The 15,833-nt window shown below is 41.2% G+C and carries 17 protein-coding genes and 1 riboswitch; of the genes, 10 read left to right on the forward strand and 7 right to left on the reverse strand.

What is annotated here, in order from left to right:
* Positions 1-13: 13 nt before the first annotated feature.
* Complete coding sequence (locus ABRT01_RS14145; protein WP_269411069.1) at positions 14-571, reverse strand: flavodoxin family protein; 558 nt, start codon at positions 569-571, stop codon at positions 14-16.
* 138 nt (positions 572-709) lie between these two features.
* Between ABRT01_RS14145 and ABRT01_RS14150 the strand changes: the two genes are divergently transcribed.
* On the forward strand, positions 710-1,609 hold the full coding sequence (locus ABRT01_RS14150; RefSeq protein ID WP_269411070.1) for a LysR family transcriptional regulator: 900 nt from the start codon (positions 710-712) through the stop codon (positions 1,607-1,609).
* Positions 1,610-1,994: 385 nt separating this feature from the next.
* Here the strand turns inward: ABRT01_RS14150 and ABRT01_RS14155 are convergent, their stop codons facing one another.
* Entirely contained in the window at positions 1,995-3,155 is a 1,161-nt protein-coding gene (locus tag ABRT01_RS14155; RefSeq protein ID WP_367748040.1) for an AI-2E family transporter, read from the reverse strand.
* A gap of 185 nt (positions 3,156-3,340) precedes the next feature.
* On the opposite strand from ABRT01_RS14155, the gene ABRT01_RS14160 reads away from it, so the two are divergent.
* The 6 genes from ABRT01_RS14160 (at position 3,341) to ABRT01_RS14185 (ending at position 7,794) form a co-directional block, all read left to right on the forward strand.
* Positions 3,341-3,637 (forward strand): DUF3219 family protein, encoded by a 297-nt coding sequence (locus ABRT01_RS14160; protein ID WP_269411072.1) that lies wholly within the window; start codon positions 3,341-3,343, stop codon positions 3,635-3,637.
* 4 nt (positions 3,638-3,641) lie between these two features.
* Complete coding sequence (locus tag ABRT01_RS14165; RefSeq protein WP_269411073.1) at positions 3,642-3,821, forward strand: hypothetical protein; 180 nt, start codon at positions 3,642-3,644, stop codon at positions 3,819-3,821.
* Positions 3,818-4,108 (forward strand): UPF0158 family protein, encoded by a 291-nt coding sequence (locus ABRT01_RS14170; protein ID WP_269411074.1) that lies wholly within the window; start codon positions 3,818-3,820, stop codon positions 4,106-4,108. The genes ABRT01_RS14165 and ABRT01_RS14170 overlap by 4 nt, the downstream gene beginning before the upstream one ends.
* A gap of 101 nt (positions 4,109-4,209) precedes the next feature.
* Positions 4,210-5,028, forward strand: coding sequence for a squalene/phytoene synthase family protein (locus ABRT01_RS14175; protein ID WP_367748045.1), 819 nt, complete (start codon positions 4,210-4,212; stop codon positions 5,026-5,028).
* 437 nt (positions 5,029-5,465) lie between these two features.
* On the forward strand, positions 5,466-6,944 hold the full coding sequence (locus tag ABRT01_RS14180) for an MDR family MFS transporter (protein WP_367748048.1): 1,479 nt from the start codon (positions 5,466-5,468) through the stop codon (positions 6,942-6,944).
* 112 nt (positions 6,945-7,056) lie between these two features.
* On the forward strand, positions 7,057-7,794 hold the full coding sequence (locus tag ABRT01_RS14185) for a MerR family transcriptional regulator (RefSeq protein ID WP_269412431.1): 738 nt from the start codon (positions 7,057-7,059) through the stop codon (positions 7,792-7,794).
* A gap of 45 nt (positions 7,795-7,839) precedes the next feature.
* On the opposite strand, the gene thiE is transcribed toward ABRT01_RS14185, so the two are convergent.
* The 4 genes from thiE to thiW all read right to left on the reverse strand — a co-directional run bounded on the left by thiE (position 7,840) and on the right by thiW (position 10,725).
* Positions 7,840-8,469 carry a thiamine phosphate synthase gene (thiE, locus tag ABRT01_RS14190; protein ID WP_269411076.1) on the reverse strand — a complete coding sequence of 210 codons (630 nt, stop codon included), beginning with the start codon at positions 8,467-8,469 and terminating at the stop codon, positions 7,840-7,842.
* 155 nt (positions 8,470-8,624) lie between these two features.
* Positions 8,625-9,389, reverse strand: a complete 765-nt coding sequence (gene thiM / locus ABRT01_RS14195; RefSeq protein WP_269411077.1) for a hydroxyethylthiazole kinase — start codon at positions 9,387-9,389, stop codon at positions 8,625-8,627.
* Positions 9,386-10,192, reverse strand: a complete 807-nt coding sequence (thiD, locus tag ABRT01_RS14200; protein WP_269411078.1) for a bifunctional hydroxymethylpyrimidine kinase/phosphomethylpyrimidine kinase — start codon at positions 10,190-10,192, stop codon at positions 9,386-9,388. The genes thiM and thiD overlap by 4 nt, the downstream gene beginning before the upstream one ends.
* A 44-nt stretch (positions 10,193-10,236) precedes the next feature.
* Positions 10,237-10,725, reverse strand: a complete 489-nt coding sequence (gene thiW / locus ABRT01_RS14205) for an energy coupling factor transporter S component ThiW (protein ID WP_269411079.1) — start codon at positions 10,723-10,725, stop codon at positions 10,237-10,239.
* Between the two features lie 88 nt (positions 10,726-10,813).
* A riboswitch (TPP riboswitch) is annotated at positions 10,814-10,926 on the reverse strand.
* Positions 10,927-11,249: 323 nt separating this feature from the next.
* On the opposite strand from thiW, the gene ABRT01_RS14210 reads away from it, so the two are divergent.
* Together ABRT01_RS14210 and ABRT01_RS14215 are read left to right on the forward strand one after the other, a co-directional pair.
* Entirely contained in the window at positions 11,250-11,687 is a 438-nt protein-coding gene (locus tag ABRT01_RS14210; RefSeq protein ID WP_269411080.1) for a MarR family winged helix-turn-helix transcriptional regulator, read from the forward strand.
* Between the two features lie 28 nt (positions 11,688-11,715).
* A complete protein-coding gene (locus ABRT01_RS14215; RefSeq protein WP_269411081.1) occupies positions 11,716-13,224 on the forward strand; it encodes a DHA2 family efflux MFS transporter permease subunit in 1,509 nt (502 codons plus the stop codon).
* A 60-nt stretch (positions 13,225-13,284) separates the two neighbouring features.
* Here the strand turns inward: ABRT01_RS14215 and ABRT01_RS14220 are convergent, their stop codons facing one another.
* Entirely contained in the window at positions 13,285-14,640 is a 1,356-nt protein-coding gene (locus ABRT01_RS14220) for an MFS transporter (protein ID WP_269411082.1), read from the reverse strand.
* A 150-nt stretch (positions 14,641-14,790) separates the two neighbouring features.
* On the opposite strand from ABRT01_RS14220, the gene ABRT01_RS14225 reads away from it, so the two are divergent.
* Positions 14,791-15,720 carry a phosphotransferase family protein gene (locus ABRT01_RS14225; RefSeq protein ID WP_269412432.1) on the forward strand — a complete coding sequence of 310 codons (930 nt, stop codon included), beginning with the start codon at positions 14,791-14,793 and terminating at the stop codon, positions 15,718-15,720.
* Positions 15,721-15,833 lie beyond the last annotated feature (113 nt).

A 15,833-nucleotide genomic window follows, 5' to 3' on the forward strand; every position in this document is an offset into this window, starting at 1 on the left:
AACATCTGTATAGTTAAAAAGATGCCATTTTAGATATAAATTTTTTGTTCATTAATTCAGCTGACTCAAAAGCTTCTTCATCACGGTGTATTTCTCCAGGTCTGTTTCCTTTAGCAAGGATATATCCATCAAATGTAATTCCAATAAAATTAAAGATATATTGAAATTGCTGGATCAATGGAAGACCTTTCAAAGATGGCTTATCCCCACCAACCGCAATTACATATGCTTTCTTAGAAGACATGATAATTTTAAAATCAGGATAATTTAAGTCCTTTAGTGTTTGTGACCAGCGATCAATAAAATTTTTCATCATTCCCGACATGCTAAACCAATAAATCGGTGTAGCAAATATTAGAATATCATGGGGCAGAATGCGGTCAATAATTGCGTTATAATCATCATTTACTTCCTGAAACCCACCTTTGGAATGACGCAAATCTTCAATAGGTTTTATTTCGTAGTCTTTTAAATGTATTCTTTCTACAGATAACCCGCGTATTGCCTGTTCAGTTAGAATTTCTGTATTGCCGTCTTGGCGAGTCCCTCCATAAATTACTGCAATAGTCATACGTATGCGCTCCTTCACATAAGATTTTTTCTTGCTATTTGCTTACATCTATCCTATGATAGAATCACAAATCAATAAAGATGATTATTTCGTTTGAATCAATCGATAAAAACGATTTAAAAGAGGAGGTGAATGAATTTGGAGTTAAAACAACTGATTACCTTTAAAGTGGCTAGTGAAAACCTAAACTTTACCCGAACAGCTAAGATGTTGAATTTCGCTCAATCAAGTATAACTTCCCAAATAAAGACTCTTGAAACAGAACTTGGAAAACCGTTGTTTGAACGTTTGGGAAAACGTTTGATTCTGACAGAAGCTGGGCGTCAATTTAAAAAATACGCTGATAAAATGATACAGCTCTCTGAGGAGGCAAAGGAGACTATTGATGGAGTTGAGGACCCTGTGGGAACCCTTACTATTGGAGCACAGGAAAGTCAATGTACGTATCGTCTTCCACCAATCCTAAAAGAGTTTAAAGCTCAGTTCCCTCGAGTTAAACTCATATTTAAACCAGCGCATTCCGACGAAAAAGCTAGAGAACAGCTGATGGATGGTTTGCTCGATATTGCTTTCATTACGGATGTATCCAGGCCAGTAGATGCTTTCAAAATGGAGTCCCTTACCCAAGAAAATATAAAAATGGTTGTTTCTCCAGACCATCCATTACTTACAAAATCAGAAGTTTATCCAGAAGACCTCGAACATGAAACGCTATTGCTTACCGAAACCGGATGTTCTTACCGCAATATTTTGGAAGAAAGCTTTCGTATGGCTGGAATTTACCCGAAAAACAAATTGGAATTCGTCAGTATAGAAGCGATCAAACAATGTGTGATTGCAGGGCTTGGTATCGCTGTATTACCAGCGATGGTGGTAGAAGCTGATGTTATTAAAGGAGAAATGAAGGAACTGGAATGGAATCATTTCAAAACTCCTATTTTTACCAAAATTGCCTGGCATAAGGATAAATGGATGACACCGCCGTTAGAAGCCTTTATCGAGTTATCTAGAAGAACTTTTAAAGAAGTTAAAAATTAATCGAACTTACTGTGAGAGACAATAAAGATGTTCCATTAAAGGCGCGTTTACGGCATAGCGGTGTTTAGGAATCGGGCCAGTTTCCGGATTAAAAGAAGGAATTTAAATAATCCACCGTTCAATTAACGGGCACTATTGTGAGATCAACATTAGAAATTAGAAAATGATCAAACTTTATTATAAAAATTGCATAGTGTTTCAAAAAGAATTAACCCGTTTTGATCAATCTTTTTTCAAAACGGGTTCTTTTAATTTAACATAAAATACGGGTTTGCAAGTTGATTTTTATAAATATCCACATTATTTCGTTTTCAAAGCTACACCAGTATTACAGCAACATAAAAAACCACGCCTGCTCCCTGTAATTGGGGCAGCCGCGGTTTTTTTAATCTCGGGGTGGATTTGCTTCGTAAAAACCGTGATCTTCACCATAATAGCGGTCATAACGGTGTTTGAACTTATGGAATAGATAACTAACGATAACTTTTAAAATAGCGTAACCAGGAATACCAAGGATAACGCCAACGATTCCGAACAAATTCCCCGCGCAAAGCAATACAAAGATAATCGTTAATGGATGGATCTTCATTGTCCGTCCCATAATATTTGGCGAAATAAAATGACCTTCCAAAAATTGCACAACTGCCCAGACAGCTGCAAGCTTTAATAACATAAATGGTGAATCCACAATAGCAATAATAATCGCCGGTGAGATAGCAATGATTGGGCCAAGATACGGTACAACACTAAGTACTGCCGCAAGAATCGCAAGGGTAATCGCGTATTCCAATCCGATAATTAAATAACCGGTGTACAACAGGATGCCAATACAGGTTGCAACAATGATCTGACCCTGGATATATGATCCAACCTGCACATCCATATTTTTGATAATCTCATTTGCATCACGTCTGAATGAAGGTGGCAATAATTTCAAACAATAGGTTCGAAACTTTTTTCCATCCTTAAGTAAAAAGAATAAGACAAACGGAAATGTAAAAATGGCAACTACGATGTTCGTTACTGTACTGGCAACATTTCGTAAACCTTCTACCGCACCACCCAAATAGCTGCTTATCTTATTCGGAATATCGTTTAAATTCTGGGTTACCCACTGGTGGGCCTCATCATAGTACGGTGCCAAAAACGAGTGGCGAACCCACGATTCGATTCCCGTTCCCATTTGTTTTAGATATTCCGGCAGGCTCTTTGCCATATCTTTTACCTGTATACTTACTGCTGGGGCGGAAAGCAGGACAACCCCGGTTACAACGCCAATTAATGCTAAAATAATAATGATAATGCCCCAAATTCGCCTGATGTGAATCCGTTCCAACAAGTTAACGATCGGATTTAGCAAATAGTAGGCAATAAAGGCCAGGATAATTGGAGGCACGACGGTAGAAAGAATGACAGCTACCGGGTGGAAAATAAATTGTATTTTATAATAGATGCCAATCGTAATGCCAATTAATATTAACAGGATTAACCCGTAAATTAGATCACGACCGCCAATAAATTTCATAAACCGACTCATTGTTTTCATATGGTTCGCTCCTCTTATGATTCGTATTATAGACGATATGATACAATTTTTCCATCATAATCCATGGCAAACATACGAATAATTAATATACGATTATGGGTGCGGGATGGTTTCGGTTTTTCCGTTTGTTTTGCAATTGCAGTTCTTGATAGAATGGAAGAACATAAGGAAAGGCGGGCGAAAAAATGGAGGAAGTAATGATCAATGATGTAACCATTCAGACCGACAGTTTTTACAGTGAAATGGTTACTGATGATACAATTGGTAAGATACTGCATAAAATTGGTTTTGAATTTAAGGTGAAAAGCGAGGAATACCATGACATAACTACGCTGTTATATGCCAATGATTTTCGTGTAAAAGTTCCCGGGAAAGGATTAGATTTTCCGGCAACCATTCATTCGTATTCGACGTCAATTACCAATTTATATCAGGAAAATGCTGTGGGCGATTTTAAACTTGAATTAATCGAGAAGGTGTAGCAAGATGGCCGTAAAAATAAAGCTGAACGATATTTTGGAAATGATAGACATGCAATATGAAGGAACTACTGCCTGGGTTAACACCCAAAACGGTGAATTATTCTTGATGGAAGAGGCATTTATAAGGGATGCGGAAGATGGGGAACCGTTTGATCACTTATATGAAGAGGATCAGGAAAAATGAGACTTGCCTATGATATTGTTGAAGATGCCGATAAGTATATTGAGTTACCAACGCCACATGATATTGACGAATATGACATGGTAGAGAATTTCTGTTTTACGGTTAAAATTAAAAAGAAGAAGGAGATTTTATTAAAGGCTATCCGTGGTAAAGGCGCCTTTGGAAGATTTAGGCATCATATTGCTGATCTGGATCTGGAACAAGATTGGTATATGTTTCGGGATCAAAGCTATAAACAAATTGCGATTGATTTTTGTGAAATGAATGGCTTGGAATATGTAGAGTGAGTGCTTGCTAAAGCTGCCTTTTTTGATTGGCTCCTTAAAATATCATTCGCATCTGTTTTTTGATATAATAAAACTACATACAAGAGGAAGGTGTGGAATCCTTGAGGCAAAATGCTAGTTTACAAAAAGATGCGATGCACATGTTAAAGCTAACCAGTAGAACCTTTTACATACCCATCAGTTTGTTGAAGCCCCAATTGAAGAAAACGGTAGGCTCTGCTTATTTATGTATGCGAGCAGTTGATGAAATTGAAGACCATGAAGAGCTGGATTCAGTGACCAAGCAGCACCTTTTGCGATCTACAAGTCAATTATTGCAACACGATTTTGACAGCGGTTCCTACCAGCAATTAATCGAACCTTATACGAACCAATTACCCGAAGTAACGTTGCGTCTGGGCGATTGGATTAACGTTTGCCCTTCAGATATCGTCGAAAAGGTCAAACAATCAACAAGTATCATGGCAGATGGAATGGCTGATTGGGCGGAAAAAGGCTGGATGATTAAAAATAAAGATGATTTGGATGACTATACTTACTATGTTGCCGGGCTGGTTGGTGTGATGCTTTCTGATATATGGGAATGGTATGACGGGACAACAACCGACCGGGATTTGGCAATCGGCTATGGACGAGGTTTGCAAGCTGTCAATATTTTGCGCAATCAGGACGAGGACAAGGAACGTGGTGTACATTTCGTTCCGGATGGCTGGTCAAGGGAAGACTTATTCAACTACACGGAAAAAAACCTCGCACTTGCGGATGAATATATGAAGGATATTACTACCCGAAACATCTTGTTATTTTGTCGAATTCCACTTGCTTTGGCAAAACAAACGATAAAGGCATTACAACAAGGCCGGGAAAAAATCTCACGCGGTGAGGTTGAAACAATTGTTAAGAAAATAAAAGAAAAGTAAATCGTATAGGTCCATGTTCAAAAAGGAGGATAAAAAGGACCGAGAAGTTCTAGGCGGCGTAGCTTTGAGCACCGGAGTGTACATAAAAGGTACATGAGGAGCGGAAAAGCAAGCCAACGACGAAATTCGACGTGTCATTTTTACCGGACTTTTTGAACATCCTCTATAAATTGTAAGGGCGCCAGTGCTGGAACGGATAAAGGAGGCTGATTTGATGGCCTCCTTTTTATCGGACATCTTTTATAAAAACATCCCTGGTAGACGATGTGTGAAACAAATGAAAATGAATAACAAAGCGCTTGATTAAATGTTTGGTGCGTGTTAAAGTTACTTTGTGTTTTAACGCTTTTTTTACTGGGTGGAATACACAAATCTTTCAAACCACAGGCTTTGGATGGCTTGTATTTTTTTATGCCAAAAAGAAGGTAGGTTAGTGAATGACTGATAAGCAATCAACAAAATATGAATTTTTAGCTGATGACCCAAATGCCAAAGTGTTGCCGGTTGTGATATCTTTCTTAATTGGTGCCTTTTTTGCGATATTAAATGAAACGTTATTGAATATAGCGCTAACAACACTTATGGAGCAATTTGATGTCTCCGTTTCAACAGTACAATGGATGGCAACCGGGTTCATGTTAATGATGGGGATCGTCATTCCAGCGTCGGCCGTTTTAATCCAATGGTTTACAACAAGACAATTATTTCTGGGTACGATGGCGATATTTACTGTTGGTACAACGATTTGTGCCATTGCACCAACATTTCCCATTTTGCTGGCGGGCAGGTTAATTCAAGCGGTAGGAACAGGGCTGTTAATGCCGGTTATTTTTAATGTTTTTCTATTGATTTATCCGCCACATCGCCGGGGAAAAGTGATGGGTGTTATTGGGCTGGTAATGATGTTTGCTCCGGCAATGGGACCGACTCTATCCGGAATCATTGTTGAGCATTTAGGATGGCGATTTCTTTTTATTACCGTTATCCCGTTTGCTTTGTTTTCCATTGCTTTTGCCTATAAATATTTACAGAACATCTCAGAAGTTACCAAGCCGAAAATTGATATTATCTCCCTGATTTTTTCCACCATTGGATTCGGTGGGATTGTATTTGGCTTTAGTTCGGCGGGGGATGGGGACAAAGGGTTCCTGCAGCCAATTGCGTATATTCCGATTATCATCGCAGCTATTGCCTTGGTCTTCTTTGCTTTAAGGCAATTAAAACTGAAGGAGCCATTATTGGATCTCAGGGTATTTAAGTTTCCAATGTATACGCATGCGGTTATTATGTTTCTGATTATTATTATGGCGATGTTTGCATCCGAAATTATTTTACCGATGTATATGCAAGGGCCATTAGCACTGACAGCTGCAACAGCCGGGCTTGTATTGCTGCCGGGAAGTATATTAAATGGATTAATGTCACCCGTGATGGGTCAGTTGTTTGATAAATTCGGACCACGTGTCATGCTCATTCCTGCTACTGCAGTATTGTGCGGAACCATGTTTATGATGAGCAGGCTGGGTTTGCATACGTCGACATGGGTTATCATTGTCGGGTATATTTTGCTGATGTTATCCGTTTCAGCGATTATGATGCCGGCTGAAACCAATGGTCTGAACCAGCTGCCAAAACATTTGTATCCACATGGGACTGCCGTTATGACAACACTCCAGCCTGTAGCTGGTGCGATCGGTGTGTCGGTATTCATTAGCATTATGAGTGCACGGCAAGGCAGCTTTTTACAAAAGGCAGCCAACCCAAATGACCCGAACACAATAAACGAATCAATGGTTGCCGGTGTGGAGCTGGTGTATTTGATTTCCTTTGGCATTGCTATACTCGCTTTTATTCTGGCACTGTTTGTTTACCGGGCTACACCAAGGGAAATATCATCCGATTCAGCTAATAAATAAAATAGGAAGCTGCCGTTTTTGTAAATGGTGGCTTCCTATTTTTTTATTTTGTCTTGACTCTAACGTTACGTGATACCCTATAGTAGTCAGTGAAGGGAGGTTACCAGCCGTGATGAAAGTAAAAGAGGTAGCGGATTTAGTTGGTATTAGTGTGCGCACACTGCATCATTATGATGAAATCGGCTTGCTTATCCCGGAAAAAACAACCGAATCAGGTTACCGTTTATATTCCAGCAATGACCTTGATACTTTACAGCAGATTTTGTTTTTTAAAGAGCTTGGCTTCCCTTTGAAGAAGATCAAAGAAATTATCAACAGTCCATCATTTGATCGAGAAGATGCATTGGAAGTACAGCGAAAGATGTTACTCGAAAAACGCAGCCGACTTGATAAGATGATCGAGATGATTGATAAGACGATACAACATGTGAAAGGAGAGATGAACATGACCGAAGAGGAGAAGTTTTCAGGTTTTGATTTTAGTCACAACCCATACGAACAAGAAGCACGTGACCGTTGGGGTGATCAGGTGGTAGATGAATCGAATGCCAAAATAAACCGGATGTCCGAGCATGAGCAACAATCCTTGGCTAATGAATTTAATGCAATATACTGCGAGTTGGCAGCCATTCGTCATAAAGATCCAGCATCTGATGAGGCACAGGCGGCTATTAAACAATGGTATGACTATTTGAATAAGGTTGGTGAATTTTCACTGGATGCGTTTAAGGGGCTTGGCCAACTGTATGTAGGTGACGAGCGTTTCACGAAAAATATTGATCAATTTGGTGAAGGTTTAGCTGTATTTATGCGCGATGCCATGGCTGTTTATGCAGATCGAAACAAATAGAAGGACAATTATAAAGCTGCCCATATGAAAAAGGGCAGCTTTAAATTATAATTTCTGAACGGCTTCTTCTATATTATCAGCTTTGGTAATTGCGGAGATAACCGATACCCCGTCCGCACCTGCTTCAATTACTGATGCAGCATTTTGGGTAGTGATTCCCCCGATCCCAACAATAGGAAATTTAGGGTATCTCGATCTTAATGTTTGAATCCATGCTACACCAACAGCATCCTTGGCATCAGCCTTCGATTGGGTAGGAAAAACAGGGCCGGCACCAAGGTAATCGACAAGGTGGATGGGACTTTGCGCTTCTTCGTCCGGGTTTGATACAGAAAGCCCAATTACCTTGTCCGGGAAAAGCTCTCTCACTCGTTCGACCGATAGATCATTCTGTCCCACATGGATACCGTCTGCATCAAGCAATGCTACCAGTTCTATGTCGTCGTTTACGATAAATGGAACCTGGTAATGGGTGCACAAGTCGCGCAGTTTTGTTCCCAACTTCAGCTTATCTGTGCTGGTTAAAGAACCTTCCCCTTTTTCTCGAAACTGAAAGGCGGTGATACCAGCTGCAAGGGCTGATTCAAGAACTTCTACAGGGTCAAATTGTTCGCAATCCTGGCTGCCCATGATAAAATACTTTCTTAATTGTTTACGTAGGAACGGGAAACCCATTGATGTGATTCCTCCCATTTTTAGTTGATATAATTTCAGTTTACCACACCATGAACGTGCTATAATACCCCCACTTTTAGTCAAGAGTAAATGAACAATGAGGAAGGTGTGGGATAGACAGCTGTTTCATAGATTTAGGTTGCCCTTTCACAGCGCTATCCCAATTGATCCGCATCTAATGATAGAGCATCAATAAAATAAGCCAGAAATGTACCAGGCCCGGATACATTTGGATTTAGAGCGGCATATTCTGCGGCGAGTCCGTAAAATTCCACGGCGGTTTGCATTTGCTCTTCCAGCGGTTCCTTGGTTGTAAGGCAAGCTGTCAAAATCGACCCAAGCAGGCATCCCGCGCCAGTAATTTTTGTAAGCAACGGATGTCCGGTCTGGTTTTCTTTAAAATAATTTCCACTACAAATGATATCCGTTTTTCCGGTAATAACAACAGCCGTTTGATATTTTTCCTGGGCTTTGGCAGCAACTTCGGCAATATTTCCTTCACCAACAGCGTCCGGTCCTTTTGTCTCCCAAGGAACATTGACCAGATAGGCAATTTCACCAGCATTGCCTTTGATCACAGTCGGATTTACTTCGTTGAGGATTTGCTTCACAGCCGTATCCCGAAACGGTGTTGCTGCAATGCCAACCGGATCAAGCACGACCGGTATTCCTTTTTCATTAGCAGCTTTTCCCGCTTTTATCATTGCGGTAACCTCAGATGGTGTAATGGTACCGACATTTATCAGGAGACCATTCGCGTTTAAAGCCATTTCCCGTGCTTCTTCCTTTGCGTTTGCCATCGCTGGTGTTCCCCCAAACGACAATAATCCATTGGCAGAAAAGTTCATGACAACCTGGTTTGTTAAATGATGAATAAGTGGACGATTCTCCCTTACTTCCTGTATGACCTTCTGATTCATTTGCTGACCTCCTCGATTCGTGGTGCCCAATGATTTGTTGGACCACTGCCATGACCAATTGCAAACGAATGACCGATGGCAGCCGTTATATATTGCTTGGCGGCGTTGACAGCCTCTAAAAGCGGATTGCCTTTAGCTAATAACGCGGTAATTGCCGCTGAATAGGTACAACCGGTTCCATGGGTATCTTTTGTTTCAATGCGTTCAGATGAAAAACGGTGTATCTTGTTGCCATCGTGCAAAAAGTCGACAGCATCCCCCGCTAAATGACCGCCTTTAACAAGCGCGGCACCTGCTCCATACTTATTTACAATTTGTTCAGCGGCCTCTTTTAGATCATCCATGGTGCTAATCGATTGCCCTGTTAGATATTCTGCTTCCGGTACATTGGGTGTGACTAATGTAGCCAGAGAAAGCAGATTGTTGCGTAAATAGTCACGCGCCTCCTCGTCAATTAATGAATCACCACTTGTCGCGACCATGACCGGATCCATTACAAAAGGGACAGGAATATTTTCTATCTTGCCGGCGATACTTTTCATCATCGCGGTATTGGCAATCATTCCCGTTTTAAACGCTTGAAACGGGATATCTGAAATAACGGAATCCAGCTGTTCTTCAATCATGTCCGTTAAAATGTGCTGTACATCCTGAACCCCGGTTGTATTTTGGGCAACCACGGAAGTAATCACCGACATCCCATAGCATTTAAATTCCTGAAATGTTTTTAAATCGGCCTGAATGCCAGCACCGCCACTAGGATCAGTACCAGCAATAGTCAGTGCACAAGGTATTTGTCTCATTTGTCATCATCCTTTCGGGACAAGGGGCTCCCTTGTTCCAGTTTTTAAATGTTTGGCAGTACGTTTCGTTGTTTCAACCGAGCTGCAATAATCCAGCCTATCAACGCCCCAGCTCCACTGCTTACCAGGAATGACGGGAAGAAAAATAATGCACCAACTGAACTTCCCATCAAGAGGTTGGCAAACGGTACAGCAAACAAAGAGCCAATCATACCGGTTCCAATAAATTCACCAATTGCCGCCCAAATCTTTTTCCCGAACCGTCGATAAAGATAACCTGCCAGAAATGCGCCAATCATGCCGCCGGGAAACGCCAAAATGGAGCCAAGACCAAGCAAGTTACGAATCAGTCCGATCATGAAGGCGATCATAACAGCGGGGGCTGGGCCAAGTATGATGGCTGCCAGCACATTCACCGCATGCTGTACTGGATAGGCTTTAGCAACTCCTGCAGGAAACCAGAGAATTTGGGATCCAATTGTTCCAATGGCTACAAAAACAGCCATCGTTGTTAATAAACGTGTCCGGTTCATCCAATTCCTCCTTTCCATGTTTCCATGGCATATAAAAAAAGCTAGATCCTTATGATGGACCCAGCTTGCGTAGAGAAAAGTTTATCGTGATTTGTCACAACTACTTCCCTCCGCTGGTATTAGCCAGATCAGGTCCATAAGGGTCGGAAAGAAATGCAACTTTCCTCTCAGCCCGCATGCGGGGCACCCCTAGTAGTGTAAATACTATGAAATTTGCCTGTTGCAATAATCTTAACAGAGAAGGATTGGTTTGTCACTTATGAATCACGTTTTATAATGTGAAGAAAAATTGTAACTTCTACCTCTATCTTGCCTGGCGGTTGGAGGGAGTTAAAATATGTTGTTACATTAGATGTAAGCGCAGCCTTAAAACAAGTAAAGGCGCAAACCTGCATAAGCTTCATTTTAAGGTTAAAAACCTGTTGACACTCCAAAATCATGAGCGTATAATATCATCTTGTTATCAAATTGTTTAGTGATAAGATATTTTTTAGTGAGATAATATTTATATAAGGAGGGAAGTCATGAAGAAGGATGATTTCCTTGAGTTGGAGGGCATTTTCCGGAAAATCACGAAGAAAATCCCCGGAGAATGGAGAAAGCATACGAAATCGGCTTTCTCCAGAACAGAAGCACTTGTCCTTTATAAATTATATTATGAGGGACAACAACGTGCTTCTGAGCTAGCAATGGTTCTTTCCATCACTACTGGCGGCTTGACAGGTCTTACCGATAAGCTTGTTGAGGGCGGATATGTGGAAAGGAAACGGACGGAAGAAGATCGCCGGGTTGTTTACCTGTCCATTACCGATAGCGGAAAGGAAATGGTCAAGGCTATGAATGCTGCCCGAAAAGCATTTATTGAAAAATTGTTCAATGGGATATCAACGGAAGAGTTAAATCAGTTTAAGAACACAGCCGCAAAATTATTACGGAATTTTGAGGATGTGGAAAATCAATAACTTAGGGAATAGGAGATGAAAGAAAAGCATGACTGAAACAACTACAAGTAATGCAACGAATATAAAAAAAGGCCCCATTCTTGCGGTTATTATTCTTGGTGCGTTTGTATCGCTGTTGAATCAAACGTTAATGAATGTGGCCTTGCCTTCGATCATGGAGGACCTGGATATAGGGGAAAGCACTGCACAGTGGATTACGACCGGATTTATGCTGGTTAATGGTGTGCTGATCCCAATTACTGCATTTTTAATGGAGAAGTTTTCAACCAGACAGCTATTTATAACTGCAATTAGCTTATTTGCTGCAGGTACATTAATCTGTGCCATTTCACCAACTTTTATTATCTTAATGACTGGCCGCGTTATTCAGGCAGTTGGCGCAGGGATTATTATGCCACTATTAACAACGGTTGTATTGGCTTTGTTCCCGGTTGAAAAGCGTGGTGGTGCAATGGGGATTATTGGGATTGCCATTATTTTTGCACCAGCTGTAGGCCCAACACTGTCAGGGTTTGTAGTACAAAATTATTCATGGCGGTTATTGTTCTGGATTATATTTCCAATTGCTGTATTAACAATTATCTTCTCGGTTATTTTCTTAAAGAATGTAACCAAACAGACATTTCCAGACATCGACATCCTGGCAATTGTTCTCTCAACACTTGGTTTTGGCGGTATCCTGTACGGTTTCAGTACTGCAGGTACAAACGGTTGGACCAATGCATCGGTGATCATTGGATTGATTGTTGGCTTTGTCGGCCTTGCCTTGTTTATTTGGCGCGAATTGGTTATGGAAGTTCCAATGCTGGATTTCCGGGTATTTAAGAGCGGAATTTTTTCGCTTACTACGGTCATTAATGTGGCACTTACGGTCGCTATGTTTGCGCCAATGCTTTTGATCCCGATTTATTTGCAGAATATCCTGGGTATTTCACCAATGAATTCCGGTTTAATGCTGATGCCAGGCGCAATCGTGATGGGAATTATGTCACCGATCACTGGTAAAGTATTTGATAAAATAGGTGCGCGGCCATTAGCAGTGTTTGGATTGGCCATTACAGTAGTAACAACGTATTTGTTCACCCAGCTAACCGACTCAACAGGCTATCTGTATCTGATTATTATATACACCATTCGCATGTTTGGTATGTCCATGATTATGATGCCAATTATGACGGCCGGGCTTAATCAGTTGCCGCAGCGACTTTATCCACATGGTACAGCAATGGTTAATACTGTTCGTGCTGTAGCTGGTGCGATTGGTACGGCATTCCTGGTTACCATCATGACGAACCAGGCAAAAAATAGTATTAAAGATATTATTATCAACAATCATTTTGACCCGAATAACGAGCAAGATATGTTACATGCTGCCAATCTTGCCCAGGTTCAGGGAATCAATGACGCATTTATGGTATCCACTGTATTTGCTGTGGTTGCATTGATCCTGTCATTCTTCATTAAACGTGGAAGAACAACACAAGAAGAAGAACCAGAGGTATCAGGAAAACGGAAACTCTCAACGGAAAGAGGGTAATGATAAGGGGACTGCACTCCACTACATTAAGATGTTAAAGTAGTGGGGATGTCCCCATTTTTATGCTCCCGTCCGTAAGCGCTTGTTTTTGGGAAGGCGCAATGCTAATACAATGACCAACACGCAAAATACAAGGCTGATGGTTGCAACAAGATGAAGATGCGCGATATCCAAATGACTGTTAAAGGCAATTCCCAATAAACAGGAAGAAAGAATCGACCCCAGATAGCGGCTGGTTTGGAACAGTCCTGATGCTGATCCAGTTTCCTCGGGTTTTACCTGTTCATAAAGCGCCGTTTGGGTAGAAATATTATTAAAACCATTGCTCATTCCAAGAACTGACATAATCACTAAAAACCAGATTAACGGCGAATTTTCCCGGAATGTAAGTAATAGGGCGGTACCAACGAATAAGAGCAAGGCACCGGTGACAAGCGGTAACTTGGAACCAAACCGGTCAATCATCTGGCCGGCGATCGGTGCGACAATGACACTAAAACCAGCCAAAGCCAGCATGATGATTCCAGTATGTTTCTCGCTATAACCTTGAACCTGTTGCAAAAATGTCGGGAACCCAAAAAAGTAACAATAATAGATCAGGTTAATGCTGGTAAATTGTAGATAAATCATGGTTACTGCAGGATTCTGCTTAAGTGATACCAAATCAATAAATGGCTCCCGTTGTCTGTTTTCCCAGAAGTAAAAGCCTGTAGCGGCAAGCAAGAAAATAATAAGTGCCAACCAATGGATCTTGTTTTCCAATGACAACAGGAATAATATTAAGCTGACCATTACGACAATAAACAAAGCGATTCCCACAAAATCAATCCGCTTTAATTCAAATTTCCCTTGTCCTTTTGCTGGCAGGATAAAGATAGCCATCACAAACGAGAGAATGATAAATGGGAAGTTAATCAGAAATATCGATGGCCAATCCCATGATGCGATCAAAAAGCCGCCAATGGATGGTCCAAATGCTGCTGACGTTGATGCGAAAATGGATAACATCGACAATGCTTTCCCTTGCCCCTTAGTTATATTGGTCCGAACCATACTCATCCCACTTGGAAATAAGGTGGAACTGCCAATTGCCTGAAGTGCACGGCACCCTAAGAGAAACGGGTAATTGGGTGAAAAAGGAGCTAAGATAGATGAACCAGCAACCAAAACCAGCCCGGTTAGAAATAGCCGTTTGGGTCCGAACATATCACTTAATTTACCCATAACCGGCTGGGCGGCGGCACTAGCCAAATAAAATATTGAAATCAGCCATGACGCATCCGCAAAATTTAAAGCGAATTCATGTTGCAATCTGGTCAATGCAACCGATATCATTGATGAATTTAATGGATTAAGCAGTGTCCCAAGACCAATCGTTAGCACAAGCAGCCACGGTTTCTGTAATGACTTTATCATGTGAATCACCTGTTCATCGTGTATGTAAAAGCAAGGAAATATAACCCATCTTGAATATCATTCCGAATATCTTTAATCATATGCTAAAGTAGAAATAGGCGAAAATATTTTGCTCAGAAACAGCTAATCAATGGATTCGGGGTGATTGTTATGGATGCAAACGGTAGCAAATTAACGAAGCGCATGCTAAATTGGGTGATAGACGCAATAGATAGAAGAAAAGCCGAGGTAGTCATGATTGAACAGCTAAAGGGTAGTACTTCATCGACACTGTTTCGGATTTCTTTACGGATGAATCGATGTTTACGACATGTTGTATTTCGTTTGTTTGATAACCAAGATTGGCTGGAGGAGGAACCTGATTTAGTACTGCATGAAGCTATGAGTTTGCGCTGTGCAGCAAAGACGGATATCGCCACACCAAACATCATTGCCTGGGATGAAACCGGCGAAATATGCGGATTCCCGGCAGTTCTGATGACCATGCTGGATGGCACTGTCCAGCTAAAACCGAATAATTTGGAAAAATGGCTGCGGAGTTTGGCATCAGCACTAGGCAAAATTCATGCCATTGATGCCAATGATTTCAATTGGGAATATTTCACCTACAATGATATTTCCTCCTTGGAAACCCCACCATGGACAAGCATTCCACAAGCATGGGAAAGAGCAATCGAAATTGTAAAATGTCCAAGGCCATCCGTTCACGAATGCTTCATCCATCGTGATTATCACCCCGCTAATGTTTTATATCTTGATGGAAAGGTGACCGGGGTAGTTGATTGGGTAAATGCTTGTAAAGGCCCCGCTGGTATTGATGTCGGACACTGCAGAGTGAATCTGGCAATGCTATATAATGTAGCAACCGCAGATCAATTCTTGGCAGCATACCAGCAAGATCAGGGTAGCAAATTTGTTTATGATGTGTACTGGGATGTTGTTTCGTTAATTGATATTCTTTCCGGTCCACCGGTAGTTTATCCGGGTTGGGAAGCATTTGGCGTTACTGGGCTTACGGATACGATGATGCGGGAGAGGCTGGATAAATATGTTGTAAGTTTGTTGGAGCGAGCTTCTTGAGTGGCGATGTGTAACTGCGATGATCAAATAAAAGCCACCATCTTTACTAGTAAAGTGGACCCCTTGTCAAGGACACTTTGAAAAAAACCACTAACTTTTTTTGCTTGTTCCTC

This window comes from Lentibacillus sp. L22, assembly GCF_040812445.1.
Classification (GTDB): domain Bacteria; phylum Bacillota; class Bacilli; order Bacillales; family Amphibacillaceae; genus Lentibacillus_C; species Lentibacillus_C daqui.

Excerpts from the sequence above, each read along its gene's own strand:
- ABRT01_RS14145 (WP_269411069.1), bottom strand. The coding sequence starts at position 571 with ATGACTATTGCAGTAATTTATGGAGGGACTCGCCAAGACGGCAATACA.
- ABRT01_RS14155 (WP_367748040.1), bottom strand. The coding sequence starts at position 3,155 with ATGAAAACAATGAGTCGGTTTATGAAATTTATTGGCGGTCGTGATCTA.
- ABRT01_RS14160 (WP_269411072.1), top strand. The coding sequence starts at position 3,341 with ATGGAGGAAGTAATGATCAATGATGTAACCATTCAGACCGACAGTTTT.
- ABRT01_RS14165 (WP_269411073.1), top strand. The coding sequence starts at position 3,642 with ATGGCCGTAAAAATAAAGCTGAACGATATTTTGGAAATGATAGACATG.
- ABRT01_RS14170 (WP_269411074.1), top strand. The coding sequence starts at position 3,818 with ATGAGACTTGCCTATGATATTGTTGAAGATGCCGATAAGTATATTGAG.
- ABRT01_RS14180 (WP_367748048.1), top strand. The coding sequence starts at position 5,466 with ATGACTGATAAGCAATCAACAAAATATGAATTTTTAGCTGATGACCCA.
- ABRT01_RS14185 (WP_269412431.1), top strand. The coding sequence starts at position 7,057 with ATGAAAGTAAAAGAGGTAGCGGATTTAGTTGGTATTAGTGTGCGCACA.
- thiE (WP_269411076.1), bottom strand. The coding sequence starts at position 8,469 with ATGGGTTTCCCGTTCCTACGTAAACAATTAAGAAAGTATTTTATCATG.
- thiM (WP_269411077.1), bottom strand. The coding sequence starts at position 9,389 with ATGAATCAGAAGGTCATACAGGAAGTAAGGGAGAATCGTCCACTTATT.
- thiD (WP_269411078.1), bottom strand. The coding sequence starts at position 10,192 with ATGAGACAAATACCTTGTGCACTGACTATTGCTGGTACTGATCCTAGT.
- thiW (WP_269411079.1), bottom strand. The coding sequence starts at position 10,725 with ATGAACCGGACACGTTTATTAACAACGATGGCTGTTTTTGTAGCCATT.
- ABRT01_RS14210 (WP_269411080.1), top strand. The coding sequence starts at position 11,250 with ATGAAGAAGGATGATTTCCTTGAGTTGGAGGGCATTTTCCGGAAAATC.
- ABRT01_RS14215 (WP_269411081.1), top strand. The coding sequence starts at position 11,716 with ATGACTGAAACAACTACAAGTAATGCAACGAATATAAAAAAAGGCCCC.
- ABRT01_RS14220 (WP_269411082.1), bottom strand. The coding sequence starts at position 14,640 with ATGATAAAGTCATTACAGAAACCGTGGCTGCTTGTGCTAACGATTGGT.
- ABRT01_RS14225 (WP_269412432.1), top strand. The coding sequence starts at position 14,791 with ATGGATGCAAACGGTAGCAAATTAACGAAGCGCATGCTAAATTGGGTG.